Source organism: Sorangium sp. So ce834 (genome assembly GCF_051521425.1).
Taxonomy (GTDB): Bacteria; Myxococcota_A; Polyangia; order Polyangiales; family Polyangiaceae; genus Sorangium; species Sorangium cellulosum_D.
In genome coordinates this window covers 4,881,001-4,893,574 of the sequence record NZ_CP150351.1, presented here as the reverse complement: position 1 = coordinate 4,893,574, position 12,574 = coordinate 4,881,001, and the positions used below count along the sequence as shown (strand labels likewise).

Here is a 12,574-nt window from a genome sequence, read left to right as displayed (position 1 = left end):
CCGCGCAAGAGGCGCGTCAGGAGTAGAGCCAGGCCAGCAGCACGAACGCCATGAAGGCCGCCGCGGCGACCGCGAGGGCGAGCGCGCGCGGCACCCCGAGGAGCATCGGCCGGAGGCTGGCCTGGAACGCGACCGCCTCCACGGAGCTCGGCGGGTTCGGCGGCGTGTCAGGGCCGGACGCGCCGCCCGAGACGGCGACGGGAGCGGCCGGCGCGCCCGCAGCGCCGCCGCTCGCGCTGGCCGCCGTCGCGAGCGGCGAGGCCGCGACGGCGGGCGGCGCGACGGCCGGCGCCGCGACGGCGTCGAGGGGCGCCGCAGCGAGCCCGAGAGGGGGCGCGCCGAGGTCCGGGGGCCGCGGCGCCGCGGGGGACGCGAGGAGATCGAGGCCGAGCTGGGCGAGGATGGCTTGCAGCTCGTTGCCCCACGCGACCGGCAGCGCGGTCGCCTCGGGCGCGAGCGTGAGCGGCGCCGACATCGCCTTGTGCATCGCCCGCTCGAGCGCGAGCGCCTCGTCGAGGCGGCGCGACGCGCCCTCTGCGCCGGCGCTCGTGGAGAGGCGCAGCGCGTCGGCGGCCACCTCGGAGATGTGCGCCGCCACCTTGGCCAGCGCCAGCTTGCGCTCGGCCTGCGCCACGGCGAAGCGCGCCTCCTCGCGGAACCGGATCGCCTCGGTCGTGAGCCGGTCGACCTCGGCGTGGAGCTGCCTCGCGCCCTCCGGCGCGCCGCGTGCCGCAGGCGCGGCCCCGGCGTCGTGCTCCACGGAGAACGCGGCCGCGGCGGTGATCGAGGGGGGCGGCTCGGCGTACGTCGGCGTCGCCCCGGACATCGGGCGCGGCTCGGCGTCCTGCGCGGTGATGGAGCCGTACGAGGGCAGGCTGCCGCGCTGCCGCCCGCCGCTCGAGCTGCTGGACGCCGGATCGCCGCGCCCGCGGCCGTTGCTCCCGACGACGACGGTCTTCTCGTCGGCCGTCTCGGAGGGCAGCGCCCCGCGCCGCCGCGAGCTGCCGAACGCCGTGTCCGTCTCGCGCGAGCCGGGGATCGCCGTGAGCGGCGAGGGCGTGACGCCGTCGCGCGCCTCGATGTCGGTCGGGTCGTCCTCGCGGCCGAGCGCCGCGCCGTTCGGGCGGAGCCGGTCCCGCGCGGCGGCGGGCCGGCGCGGGATCGCCGTCGCGGCCGAGAGGGAGGGGCGCGGCGCCTTGGCCATCCCGGCGAAGCCGCCGGAGACGGCGCGCTCGAACCAGCGCATCTGCCTCATCGCGTTGCGCCGCACGAACCGGCCGAGCGCCTCCTCGTTCCCCTCGAGGTACCCGTGGCTGCGCAGCCAGCCCTCGAGCCGCGCGAAGATCTCGTCCGCGCTCTGGAAGCGCGAGGCCGGGTCCCGCTCGAGACAGCCCATGACGATCGCCACGAGCTCCTTGTCGATCTTCGGCCGGAGCTCCCGCAGGTCGGCCGCGGGCTGCGTCGTCATGTTGCGCAGGAGCTCGTAGTCGCTCGACGACGGCCACGGGTGCTTGCCCGAGAAGAGCTCGAACAGCACGACGCCGAGCGAGAACAGGTCGGAGCGCCTGTCGGCGGGGCCGCCGCGGGCCTGCTCCGGCGCCATGTACGTCGTCACGCGCCGGCGCGCCCCGACGGCCGTGGTCATCACGCGGAGCGACGATTTGGCGAGCCCGAAGTCGGCGATCTTCACCTCGCCCTGGAACCCGACGAGCACGTTGCCCGGCGTGAGATCGCGGTGCACGAGGTTGAGCAGCTCGCCGCTCGGCGCGCGGAGCTCGTGCGCCGCGCCGAGCCCGCGGCAGAGCGTCGCGCCGATGTAGACGACGAGCCGCTCGGAGAAGACCTCGCCCGTGTCGAAGACGGTCTTCATGAGCCGCGCGAGGCTCACGCCCTGCACGAGCTCGACGGCGAAGTACGAGCCCTGCTCGTCGGTCCCCCAGCCGGCGACCTCGACGACGTTCGGGTGCTTGAGCGCCGCGGTCGTGCGCACCTCGTCGAAGAACCGGGTGGCCACCGTCGTGTCCCCGGCGTAGTGCGGGTGCAGCCGCTTCACGGCGAGCAGCTCCCCTGGCCGGTGCGGACCTACCGACCTGCAGAGATCAACGCGGGTGGTCGCTCCGGACGCGATCTCTGCAAGGAACTGAAGCGAGAGCGCAGCCGGCGCGGGCTCGGGGAGCCGAGACATGCACGGTGAAGTCTAGCGGGCGACAACCCCCACCGGAAAGGGCCTCAGACGCCGGCGCGCGCCGCGGCGATGGCGGCGGGGACCCCGGAGGGGGTGGCCTTGAGGTGCACGTCCAGGTGGTCATCCTTGGTCTTCAGCGCACGAACACCGAGCACCGGCGCGCAGATGCGCAGCGCCCGCGCGACCGTCGGATTGCCGCCCACGGCGGGAATCTTGAGCAGATCCAGGGTGATCCTGTCGTCCTTGCCGTCGATCAGCGCGGCGGGCCGGTTGGGGATGAAGGAGACGAGGTTGCCGGGCTTGTTGAGATCGATCGCCCCCGAGTTGATAAGCCCGGCGATCGGCGAGCTCTCGTCGCCCATCACGTGGAGCTTGAGGTCGGCGATCCGCAGGCCGACCCGGATGGCGTCCGCGCGCACGTCGAGCTCCTCGGCGTAGACGGCGAACGAGGCCCGGATCGGCGCGCCCATGGCCTTCACGGTGAGCGCGAGGTGCAGGCCGGGGGGCGCGGCCTCGATCACGATGTCCTTGGGCGCGCGCTTTCCGCCGCTGAGCTCCCGTGCCAGATAGCGCAGCGCATCGATCGGGACGCCGAAGCGCAGGCCCAGCGCGCCGCGCAGCGCCCTCACGATCTCCTCGGGGTGAGCCTTGAGGTAGTCACCGGCGTGGCGGAGCAGCACCTTCGGGTTGGGCTTTGGCATCGTTGGGGCAGCTACGATTGCCCGGAGTCAGCCCCGCGCGCAAGGGGCGAGCGCGATCCGCCGCGGGGCGCCGACGGCCGGAGAGGCCGCTGTTCTAACGGGGCCGACTCGGTCACACTCGGGCGCGATGCAGACCAGGATCCTTCTTGTCATGGCGACAACAGCGCTCGCGATCGGCTGCGGATCGGCCGACGCGACGCTCGGGTGGGCGCCGAGCGACGAGCCGCCGGGCGGCTCCTCGAGCGAGGGCGGCGGCGATGGCCAGGGCGGCGGCGACGACGGTGAGGGCGGCGGCGACGGCGGGGGCGACGATGGCCAGGGTGGTCGCGGCGGCGACCTCGCGAGCGGCGAGGGCGGCGGTTCATCGAGCGGCGGCGGGCTGCCGGGCCCCCTGTGCGACCCGCCTCCGCGGTGCGATGCCGAGCCGCCGGATCCGGGCGAGGAGCTCGCATGGGATCACGTGTCTTCGTACATCATCGCCGGAGCTGGGAGCCCCAACCACCGCGGGCGCGATCTCTTCCTGAGCCCGGATGACCCGCAGTGGATCATCGGCAAGTTCGCCTACGGGATCACCGACAAGGATCTGAAGGGCGAGCGGGTCGACATCTACCTGCTCCGCGGCTGCGGCGGCGCGTGGGAGCGCCTCGGCTCGGCGACCACGACGGAAGCGGACTCGACGCACCCCGAGGTCGAGGGCGTGAGCGACGCCGGCGGTCGCGTCTACTTCCAGATCCCAGCGGCGCAGCGGCTCGGCGTGGGCAGGCACCGGATCCACATGGTCGTCCGCGGCGACCTGTCGAGCGCCGACCTCTTCATCGAGGTCGTCCCCCGCGGCGCCCCGATGTTCGTGAGCGACGTCGACGGGACGCTGACCGGCACGGAGACGGAGGAGTTCACCTCGCTCCTGCTCGGCCGGCTGCCCGACGCGCACCCGCACGCCGCGGCGGCGTTCCACCGGCTCGTGGAGAAGGGCTACCGTCCGATGTACCTGACCGCGCGACCGGAGTGGCTCGTCCAGCGCACCCGCGATTTCCTCGACGCCTACGGCTTCCCGCCCGGCGTCGTGCACACCACGCTCGGCCTGACCGGCGCGCTAGGCGATGCCGCCGCGAAGTACAAGACGGCGGAGCTGCAGCAGCTCTTCGAGCGGAGGGAAATGGTGCCCGCGTGGGCGTTCGGCAACACGGAGACCGACGCGGAGGCCTACCACAACGCAGGCGTGATGCCCCTCACGCGGCGCGTGTTCTACCGGTTCGACGACGACCTCCTCGGAGGCAGGCGCATCGACGACTACGGCGCGCTGCTCGCGGAGATCGACGAGCTCCCCAGCCTCTGCGACTGATCCGGCGCGTCAGCCGGGCGCCTGCTCGGTCCGGACGCCGCCCGCCGACGGCTCCGAGGCGGCCGCGGCGCCTGCCGGCGCCTCGACGCGACCGCCGATCGACCGGAGGAGCTCGCTCACCGCGGCGTGGGAGCGATCGCGCAGGTCGTTCACCCGCGCGCCCTCGCGCCCGTCCGGGCGCACGGCGATCGGCGCGCCGACCCGGACGCGGACGATCCGCATCGTGCCGTCGCCCGTGTCGATCGCCCCCTTCTTCATGAGCAGGTGCGTGCCGTCGATGGCGACGGGCACCACGGGCACGCCGGCGCGGACCGCGGCATAGAAGCCGCCGTTCTTGAACTGCCGGAGCACGCCGTCCTCGCTCCGCGTCCCCTCCGGGAACACGAGCAGCGGCTTGCCGTCCCGGAGCACCTGCTCGAACCGCGCGATCGCCTCGACCGCAGCGCGCGAGCCGACCGTGCGATCCACCGGCACGTGGCCCGCGAGCTTGAGGTGCCAGCCGAGGAACGGGATCTTCATGAGCGAGCGCTTGGCCGCCCACTTGAAGTCGCCCGGCAGCACCGCGCCGAGCACCAGGATGTCGAGCACGCTCTGGTGGTTCGAGCAGTAGACGAAGACCCCGGGAGGGACGTTCTCGAGGCCGCTCGTCTGGATCTCGATGTCGAGCCCGCGCGCGCTCGCCTGGCACCAGCGGCGCATCGCCCAGAGGCTCGCCGAGCGCTGCGGCGTGAGCGGGCCCAGCGTCAGCGACACCGTGCCGTAGGCCATGGTCCTGAGGGAGAAAGGGACCCACTGGCGCGTCGCCAGCCAGGCGCTCTTGAGATCCATACTACCGCGCTTACCACTCTCCATGTCGGGCGAAAACGCGTAGGGTGTTGCGCACCTGCGCCGCGCGCCGGTGTTTTCTGGCGGGGTTTCGGGCGCGCCTCCGGGCCCTTTTTTCCGCCGCTGTGCCGGACGAGGCGGGTGGCGCGCGGCGGCTCGCCGGTCCGGCCCGGGCTCGCGTCGCGGCCAGGGCGGCCGACCGAGCGGCGCCCTCGCGGCTCACCGTTCGAGCGGCGGCGTGAGCAGCCCCCAGCCGAGCGTGACCGGCCGCCCGGCGCGCTCGAACTTGACGGTGTACAGGCCCGTCTCCTCGGCGCTCTGCACCACCGCGGGGCGCAGCGCGCCGACCCACTCGGCCCAGACGCTCGCCCCGAGCTTGAGCCGCGGCTTGACCGGGATCGGGCGCAGCGCCGACTCGTCGGCGAGCAGGGCGGCGCCGCCGTAACCGAGGGCGAACCACCGCGCCGAGCTGCTGGGCAGCGACGTCAGGACGGCGCCCGAGTCCGCCGGGGGGCCGCCGAGCCGCGACACGAGGAGCACGTGGCGCCATGTGTCGCCGTCCTTCCATGCGGCGAAGTTGCCGGGCGCGAGCCCCTCGGTCTGCACGACGAAGCGGACGCCCTTGAGCTGCGCGAGCGGGGTCCGCGGATCCATGTCGGTGTAGCGGACCTCGATCTTGTCCTTCACGAAGCGGGTGACGACGGCGTGCTTCATCACGCCGTTCCACTCCGTGAGCACCGGATCGTGAGGCCGGAGGCGCGGCGTGTCGGGCACGGGGACGACGTAGCCCGGGTGGACCTTGTACGACGGCCCGCCCCGCCCCTCGACGATGAGATCGTCGCCCTCGAAGCCGACCACGGTGGCCGCGTAGAGCACGAGCGTCGACCCGAGCTTGGCTCCGGCGAGCATCCGCCCCGAGGCGGTGAAGACGCGGCGGCCTGGATCGAGCTTGATCGGCGACGCCGGGAGGCCGAGCGGGTTCGACGCGTGCGCCGCGCCGGTCGGCGCCTGGGGCTCTGCGACCGCGGGCCGCGGCAGCGCCGCGAGCGGGGCGATGGGCGGGCTCTGGGAGGGCGTCGGCGCCGGGGGCGACGTCGGCGCAGGCTCGCACGCCGCCGCGAGGCCAGCGGCCAGGAGGCAAGCGAGCGCGCAGGCCGCGCCGCGGGCGCGCGGCGCCCCGGCCTCGCGGCGTCGCGCCGCGCTCCTGTCGCGATCCTTCGCGGCGGCGGGCCCCAGCCTGCGGGACCCGGCCCCGAGGCCGCCGGGACATCGGTCAGCCATCGGGGGCGAGCATGGACCGCGAAACGGGCGGCGGCGAGCAGAAAGGGACGATCCGTTCACGCGGCGCCGGGTCGGCGGTCCGCAGGGAAGGACGGTGGCGGCGCGGCGCTCTCCTCGTGACGCGCGCGGCGCGTCCTGCGCTAGCCTGCGGCGCGATGAAGCGCGCCTTCAGCGTCGATGAGCTCAAGCAGACCGCGCCCCGCCTCGCCGTGGAGCGCCGCGCCGTGCGCTTCCAGGACGTCGACGCGGCCGGGATCGTCTTCTACCCGCGGGTCCTCGAATACTTCAGCGACGCGTACATGATCGCGCTGAGGGAGCGGGGGATCGATCTGCCCGCCCTCATCGCCGGCGGCGCGCTCAAGCTGCCGCTGGTCCACGCCGAGGCCGACTACCTGCTGCCGCTCCGGTTCGGCGACGCGATCGAGGTCGAGGTGCTCGCCCCGAAGCTCGGCGACACCTCGTTCACCGTGGGCTACCGCGTGACGACCGCGGGCGGGGTCGCCGCCGTCGGGCAGACGGTGCACGTGTGCATCGACGGCGCGCGCTTCGTCCCGTGCCCGCTCCCGGACGATCTGCGCCGCGCGCTCGGGTGACCACGGCGAGCGCGGCTGCCGGCGCCGCGCGCCCTCGCTACCGCGCCGGGAAGGGCGCGAGCGTGGCCGCGAGCTGCGCCGCCGCGCCGAGGCGATCGAGCTTGCCGGCCGCGGTCAGCGGGAGCGCCGCGACGGCGCAGAGGCGCCGCGGGCGCTTGTGCGGGGCGAGCCGCGCCGCGACGACGGCCGCGAGGTCGTCGAGCAGCGCGGGCGAGAGCGCGGCGCCGCCCGGCGCGGCCTGGTCGGGGACGATCGCCGCCGCGACGACGTGGCCCCACCGCTCGTCCGGCACGCCGAACACCACCGCGCCCGCGACGCCGGCGCAGGACGCGAGGACCTGCTCCACCTCGGCGGGGTAGACGTTCTCGCCGCCGGTCACGATGAGGTCGCTCCGGCGCGCGGCGACGTGCAGCCGCCCGGCGGCGTCGAGCGCGCCGAGGTCGCCGGTGCCGAACCACCCGTCGCCGTCGACCAGGAGCTCCGGCGGGCGCCCCGGGCCGCGGTAGTAGCCGCGGAACAGCACCGGGCCGCGGATCTCGATGCGGCCGACGCCGTCGCCGCCGGCGCCCTCGACGCGCAGCTCGACGCCGGCGATCGGCGCGCCGGAGCCCGGCTCGCAGGCGCGCGGATCGCGCGGGCGCTGCACGGTGACCTGCGAGCACGCCTCGGTGAGGCCGTAGGTGGTGAGCGCCGGGACCCCGCGGCGCGCGCACTCGTCGAGCGCCCGCTCCGGAGCGCCCGCGCCGCCGACGAGCACCGCGCGCAGCCGGGCGAGGACGTTGTCGCGATCGGCCTCGAGGAGCGCGAGCAGCATCGTCGGCACCACGGAGAGCAGCGTCGCGCGGTCGCGGACGATCGAGGTGAGCACCGACGCGGGGTCGAAGCGGGGCGCGAGGATGACGGCGCGCCGCGCGAGCAGGCAGCGCGTCACGATCGAGAGGCCGCCGACGTGGCAGAGCGGCAGGCAGAGCAGCCAGCGATCGTCGTCGCGCACGCCGAGGTTGGCCGCGCTCCCCGCGGCGGCGGCGAGGAACGCGCGGCGCGGCAGCACCGCGCCCTTGGGGCGCCCCGTGGTGCCCGAGGTGTAGACGATCGCGAGATCGCCGGAGGGGTCCGGCGGCAGGACGCCGGCGGCGCGCGGCCCGCGATCGCGGAGCGCGGCGAGCTCCGGCCCGGCGTCGCGGAGCAGCGCGGCGAGCGCGGGCTCGCGCAGCACGAGGTCGGGGCGCGCGTCGTCGACGAGGACGCTCGCCTCGCCGTCCGTGAGCCGCGGGTGGATCGGGACGATGACGGCGCCGAGCGCGAGCAGCGCGTGGAGGACCACGACGGTCCCGATCGCGTTCGGGGCGACGAGCGCCACGCGAGCGCCCTGCCCTACCCCGGCGCGGGCGAGCCGGGAGCACACGGCCGCGACCGCGGGCGCGAGGTCGCCGAAGCGGAGGGCGCCGCCGGGGCCGACGCCGAGATCGGGGACGTCGATCTCGCGCGGCGCGTCCGCCTCGGAGCCGCCGTGGACGAGCGCCGTCCGCGCGGCGACCGCGGGGTCGCGCGCGACCTCGAGGAGGCTCAGGCCGTCCATGGTCCGACGCCGAGCCCCGGCCGATCGCTGGCCGCGACCCGCCCGCCCTCGCGGAGCTGCGGGATCCGGATCGCGGGCCACGCCGCGAGGCCCGCGTGCGCGTCGAGGCCGCACGCGAGCGGCGGGCGCGGCAGCGCGAGCGCGAGCTCGCACGCGGCCGCGAGCGCGACGGGGCCGTCGAAGAGGTGCGTCACCACGGCGCCGAGGCCGCGCTCCTGCGCCCTCCGGCCGAGTTCGTGCGCGCGCAGGAGGCCGAGCATCGCCGGCTTCAGGATGAACGCGGCGCAGCCCTCCGCCTCGAGCAGGCGCTCCGGCATGCCCGGGGCGGCGAGCGACTCGTCGGCCGCCCACGGGACCGCTTGCGCGCCGAGGCGGTGGAGGAGCTCCGGCGCGACCGGCTGCTCCACGAAGCGGGGCTCGAGCGGCGCGAGGAGGGCGAGCCGGCGGGGCGCGTCCTCGAGCGACCAGGCCGCGTTCGCGTCGAGCCGGAGCTCGATCGACGGGTGCTCCCGCCGCAGGGCGCGCAGCGCCTCGAGATCGCGGGCGAACCCCTCGTCTCCGCGCGAGCGGAGCTTCACCTTGATCGCGCGGACGCCGCGCGCGACGAGCGCGCGAGCGCTCCCCAGCATCTCCGGCAGGGCGGCCGACGTCGCGAGCAGCCCGTTCACCTGGACCTCGGCGCGCCGGTGGCCGCCGAGGCACGCCGACGCCGGCAGCCCGAGGCGCTGACCGACCAGGTCGAGCAGCGCCGTCTCCAGGGCGAAGCGCGCCGCCGGCACGCCGCGGAGCCGCGACGACAGCGGCTCGAGCGCGCGCAGGATCGCGGGCGCCGCGGTCGACGTCGCCGCGTCCCCGCCCGGCAGGCCGATCGCGCCGAGCGCCCCGGGCAGCTCGGCGAGCGCGCGCTCGTCGTCGTCGGCCGTATCGGGCGAGAAGCCGGGGAGCGGCGTGGCCTCGCCCAGGCCGACGCGCCCCTCGTCGTCGGTGAGCGACAGCACGAGGCCCCGGCGCGCGCCTTCGAGGGCCCGTGGCGCAAGGCTGGCGGCGGCGACGCGCATCACCCATGCAGCTGGGCCGCGAGGCCCAGCGAGAAGAGCAGCGAGTAGGCGAGCAGCAGCTTCGCCGTCCCGGCGAGGCAATCGTTGAGCGGCCGGCCGTCGGTGGTCGCCAGCACCCGGAGCAGGCGCACGGCGCGCGGGAACGTGGCGAAGACGAGGAGCGTCCACCGCCGGCCCTCGCCGACGGCGAGGGCGACCGGCACCGCGTAGGCGACCGCGAGGAGCATCGCGTACTCGAGGACGCCCGCCCTGCGGCCGAAGCGGACGGCGAGCGTGCGCTTGCCGGCGACGACGTCCGTGTCGCGATCGCGGACGTTGTTGACGACGAGCACGGCGGTGGCGATGGCGCCGACCGGCACGGCGGCCGCCCACGCGAGCGGCGGCACCGAGCCGAGCTGGACGAACGCCGTCCCGCAGACGGCGACGAGGCCGAAGAACACGAACACGAAGACGTCGCCGAGGCCGTGGTAGCCGAGCGGGTACGGGCCCCCGGTGTACGCGATCCCGGAGAGGATCGAGGCGACGCCGATCGCGACGATGGGCCACCCGCCCACGAGCGCGAGGTGCACCCCGAACGGCAACGCGAGGGCGATCGTGACGAGCAGCCCGACGCGCACCTGGCGCGGCGTGAGCAGCCCGGCCTGCACCGCGCGGGTGGGGCCGAGCCGCTCGTGCGTGTCGGCGCCCTTCTCGTGATCGAAGACGTCGTTCGCGAAGTTCGTGGCGATCTGGATCAGCATCGCGCCCGCGAGCGCCGAGAGCGCCGGGCCGATCCGCATGCCGCCGAGCGCGTAGGCGACCGCCGTCCCGACCATCACCGGCGCGAGCGCCGCGGTGAGGGTCGCCGGCCGGCACGCGAGGAGCCACGCCCGGAACGACCCGGGGCGCACGCCGTCCGCGGTCGCCGCGCCGGCCGCCTGCGAGGCCGCCGCCGCGCTCACGCTCCCCTCCCCTGCTCGACGGCGCCGCGCGCGCCGCGCGCGCCCGCCGTGGCGCGATCGCGCGAGCGCGGCGCGCTGTCCTCGCCGGGCGCCTCGCTCGCGCAAGGCTCGGGTGCGGGGCTTCTGTTCGCGTTGATCTGGCTCATGACCGTGGATCCCTCTCGGCAAGCTCGGGGTTCTCGGCGCGCGCGCCGCTCACGAAGGCTCGAGATCGGCCGCCGCCCCTTCCGCCGCCGGCGCGCTGCTCAGGGCGGCGACCTCGCGGCGGACGTCGGACCAGAGCCGCGCGACGCGGGCGGCGCCGTCGTGAGGCGGCACCACCGCCTCGATCAGCGTCGCGCCGGGCCGCTGGTGCGCGGCGGCGAGGGCGGCGGCGAGCCCGCTCGCGGTGCCGGCGCGCTCGTACGCGAGCCCGAACATCGCCGCCGCGGGCGCAAAGTCGAGGTGCTGCGGCATGGTGAAGCACCGATCGAGCAGCGCGGCGCCGCGCCTGGCGACGGGGAGGTGCTCGAAGATGCGGCCGCCGTCGTTCTGGACCACCACGACGACGAGGGGCGCGCCGCCGTCGCCCGCTGCCCGCGCGGCGAGGAGCAGCCCGGTCAGGTCGTGCAGCAGGCTGAGATCCCCGAGCAGCAGCGTGACCGGCGCGTCCGCGACGGCGCGGGCGCCGGCCGCCCCCGACACGAGGCCGTCGATCCCGCTCGCCCCGCGCTGGTGCAGGACGCGCAGCGCGCGCGCCGACGGCGGGCAGTAGGTGTCGAGATCGCGCACCGGCATGCTGTTGCCGATCGCGAGCAGCGAGCCCTCCGGGCACGCGCTCGCCACCGCCCGGGCGACCGCGCCCTCCGTGAGCTCGTCCCCGGCGCACGCGCGCGCCGCCTGCGCCGCCGCGGCCTCGCCGGCGCGCGCGAACGTCGCGGCCCAGCCCCGCCGCCCGCGCCCGAGGTCCAGCGCCGCCCCGGCGAGGCGCGCCGCGAGCGCCTCGCACACGTCCGCGGGCTCGGCCATGACGAGGGCGGCCGCGGCGCTCGTCGGATCGTTCCAGCCGTGCGCGGCCACCACGAACCGGCGGCAGCCCGCGTGCTCGGCGATGTAGGTCGCGTACCCGGACGATGTCGGCGGGGCGCCGAGCTCGAGGATGAGGTCGGGCGCGTTCGCCGCGCGGAACTCGGGCGCGCGGAGGAACGCGTCGAACGAGGCGGGCATCACGACCCCCTCGGCGAGGCCGCCGAAGTAGATCTGGCTCGTGCCCTCGGCGAGCACCGGGAACCCGGTCGCCCGCGACAGCGCGAGCACCGCGCGGCGCGCGCGGGCGTCGTCCTCGCGGCTCGGGGCGGGGCCGCACACGATGAGCCCCCGCTCGGCGCGCGCGCACCGCGCCGCGATCTCCTCGATCGCGCGCGCGTCGACCCCGGCGCGCGCCGGCACGACCCGCGGCCCGGCGCGGCGCATCAGCGCCTCCCACTCGGCCTGCCACGGCTCGGGCCCGGCCACGTCGACCGGCTCGAGCGGCTTGCGGAAGCGCGCGTTGATGTGGACCGGGCCAGGCGTCGGGGCGAGCGCGCGCAGGGCCGCCTGCGCCGCGATGCGCGCCACGGCGCGCAGCGCGAGCGGCGACGGATCCGGCAGCCCGAGCTCGGCGAAGTGGCGCACGTGATCCCCGAAGAGCTTCATCTGATCGATGGTCTGCGAGGCCGCCGCGTCGGCGAGCTCCCACGGGCGGTCGGCCGTGATCGCGATGAGCGGCGTGAAGCTGTGGTGCGCCTCGATGATCGCCGGCAGCGCGTGGGCGCCGGCCGTGCCCGAGGTGCAGACGAAGGCGCTGGGCCGGCCGGTGACGCGCGCCTGCCCCAGCGCGAAGAACGCCGCGGCGCGCTCGTCGACGACGCTGTGGCAGCGCACCTCCTCGCTCTCCGTCGCCGCGATCGCGAGCGGCGTGGAGCGCGATCCCGGGCAGAGGACCACGTCGCGCACCCCGGCCTGCGAGAGCGCGCGGACGAACAGCTGCGCCCAGGCCGAGTGGAGGTTCGAGCCGCTCATCACCGCCTCCGCAGGCCCGCGCGCGCGCG

Annotated in this window: 10 protein-coding genes; 2 read left to right on the top strand and 8 right to left on the bottom strand. The window is 76.1% G+C overall.

Translation table 11 applies throughout. The features are described from left to right. Window positions 1-16: 16 nt before the first annotated feature. Window positions 17-2,185, bottom strand: coding sequence for a serine/threonine protein kinase (locus tag WMF20_RS17745; RefSeq protein WP_437615129.1), 2,169 nt, complete (start codon window positions 2,183-2,185; stop codon window positions 17-19). Window positions 2,186-2,229: 44 nt separating this feature from the next. Further along, window positions 2,230-2,886 (bottom strand): hypothetical protein, encoded by a 657-nt coding sequence (locus tag WMF20_RS17740; protein ID WP_437615127.1) that lies wholly within the window; start codon window positions 2,884-2,886, stop codon window positions 2,230-2,232. Window positions 2,887-3,037: 151 nt separating this feature from the next. Between WMF20_RS17740 and WMF20_RS17735 the strand changes: the two genes are divergently transcribed. Further along, window positions 3,038-4,228, top strand: a complete 1,191-nt coding sequence (locus WMF20_RS17735) for a lipin/Ned1/Smp2 family protein (protein WP_437615125.1) — start codon at window positions 3,038-3,040, stop codon at window positions 4,226-4,228. A 9-nt stretch (window positions 4,229-4,237) separates the two neighbouring features. Here the strand turns inward: WMF20_RS17735 and WMF20_RS17730 are convergent, their stop codons facing one another. Both WMF20_RS17730 and WMF20_RS17725 read right to left on the bottom strand, forming a co-directional pair. Beyond that, a complete protein-coding gene (locus tag WMF20_RS17730; RefSeq protein WP_437615123.1) occupies window positions 4,238-5,056 on the bottom strand; it encodes a lysophospholipid acyltransferase family protein in 819 nt (272 codons plus the stop codon). Between the two features lie 216 nt (window positions 5,057-5,272). Continuing rightward, entirely contained in the window at window positions 5,273-6,334 is a 1,062-nt protein-coding gene (locus WMF20_RS17725) for a hypothetical protein (RefSeq protein WP_437615121.1), read from the bottom strand. A 155-nt stretch (window positions 6,335-6,489) separates the two neighbouring features. On the opposite strand from WMF20_RS17725, the gene WMF20_RS17720 reads away from it, so the two are divergent. Then, window positions 6,490-6,927: an acyl-CoA thioesterase gene (locus WMF20_RS17720; RefSeq protein ID WP_437615119.1), complete on the top strand. Its 438-nt coding sequence runs from the start codon at window positions 6,490-6,492 to the stop codon at window positions 6,925-6,927. Between the two features lie 37 nt (window positions 6,928-6,964). Here WMF20_RS17720 and WMF20_RS17715 read toward each other — a convergent pair whose 3' ends face one another. The 4 genes from WMF20_RS17715 to menD form a co-directional block, all read right to left on the bottom strand. Continuing rightward, window positions 6,965-8,506, bottom strand: coding sequence for an AMP-binding protein (locus WMF20_RS17715; protein ID WP_437615117.1), 1,542 nt, complete (start codon window positions 8,504-8,506; stop codon window positions 6,965-6,967). Further along, on the bottom strand, window positions 8,494-9,504 hold the full coding sequence (locus WMF20_RS17710; RefSeq protein ID WP_437615115.1) for a mandelate racemase/muconate lactonizing enzyme family protein: 1,011 nt from the start codon (window positions 9,502-9,504) through the stop codon (window positions 8,494-8,496). Before WMF20_RS17710 ends, WMF20_RS17715 begins: the two co-directional genes overlap by 13 nt. Window positions 9,505-9,563: 59 nt before the next feature. Beyond that, window positions 9,564-10,505, bottom strand: a complete 942-nt coding sequence (locus WMF20_RS17705; protein ID WP_437615113.1) for a 1,4-dihydroxy-2-naphthoate polyprenyltransferase — start codon at window positions 10,503-10,505, stop codon at window positions 9,564-9,566. 195 nt (window positions 10,506-10,700) lie between these two features. After that, a complete protein-coding gene (gene menD / locus WMF20_RS17700) occupies window positions 10,701-12,545 on the bottom strand; it encodes a 2-succinyl-5-enolpyruvyl-6-hydroxy-3-cyclohexene-1-carboxylic-acid synthase (protein ID WP_437615111.1) in 1,845 nt (614 codons plus the stop codon). Window positions 12,546-12,574 lie beyond the last annotated feature (29 nt).

What these genes read in the sequence shown, in the direction of transcription:
- WMF20_RS17745 (WP_437615129.1), bottom strand. Translation starts at nt 2,185, where the DNA reads ATGTCTCGGCTCCCCGAGCCCGCGCCGGCTGCGCTCTCGCTTCAGTTC.
- WMF20_RS17740 (WP_437615127.1), bottom strand. Translation starts at nt 2,886, where the DNA reads ATGCCAAAGCCCAACCCGAAGGTGCTGCTCCGCCACGCCGGTGACTAC.
- WMF20_RS17735 (WP_437615125.1), top strand. Translation starts at nt 3,038, where the DNA reads ATGGCGACAACAGCGCTCGCGATCGGCTGCGGATCGGCCGACGCGACG.
- WMF20_RS17730 (WP_437615123.1), bottom strand. Translation starts at nt 5,056, where the DNA reads ATGGATCTCAAGAGCGCCTGGCTGGCGACGCGCCAGTGGGTCCCTTTC.
- WMF20_RS17725 (WP_437615121.1), bottom strand. Translation starts at nt 6,334, where the DNA reads ATGGCTGACCGATGTCCCGGCGGCCTCGGGGCCGGGTCCCGCAGGCTG.
- WMF20_RS17720 (WP_437615119.1), top strand. Translation starts at nt 6,490, where the DNA reads ATGAAGCGCGCCTTCAGCGTCGATGAGCTCAAGCAGACCGCGCCCCGC.
- WMF20_RS17715 (WP_437615117.1), bottom strand. Translation starts at nt 8,506, where the DNA reads ATGGACGGCCTGAGCCTCCTCGAGGTCGCGCGCGACCCCGCGGTCGCC.
- menD (WP_437615111.1), bottom strand. Translation starts at nt 12,545, where the DNA reads ATGAGCGGCTCGAACCTCCACTCGGCCTGGGCGCAGCTGTTCGTCCGC.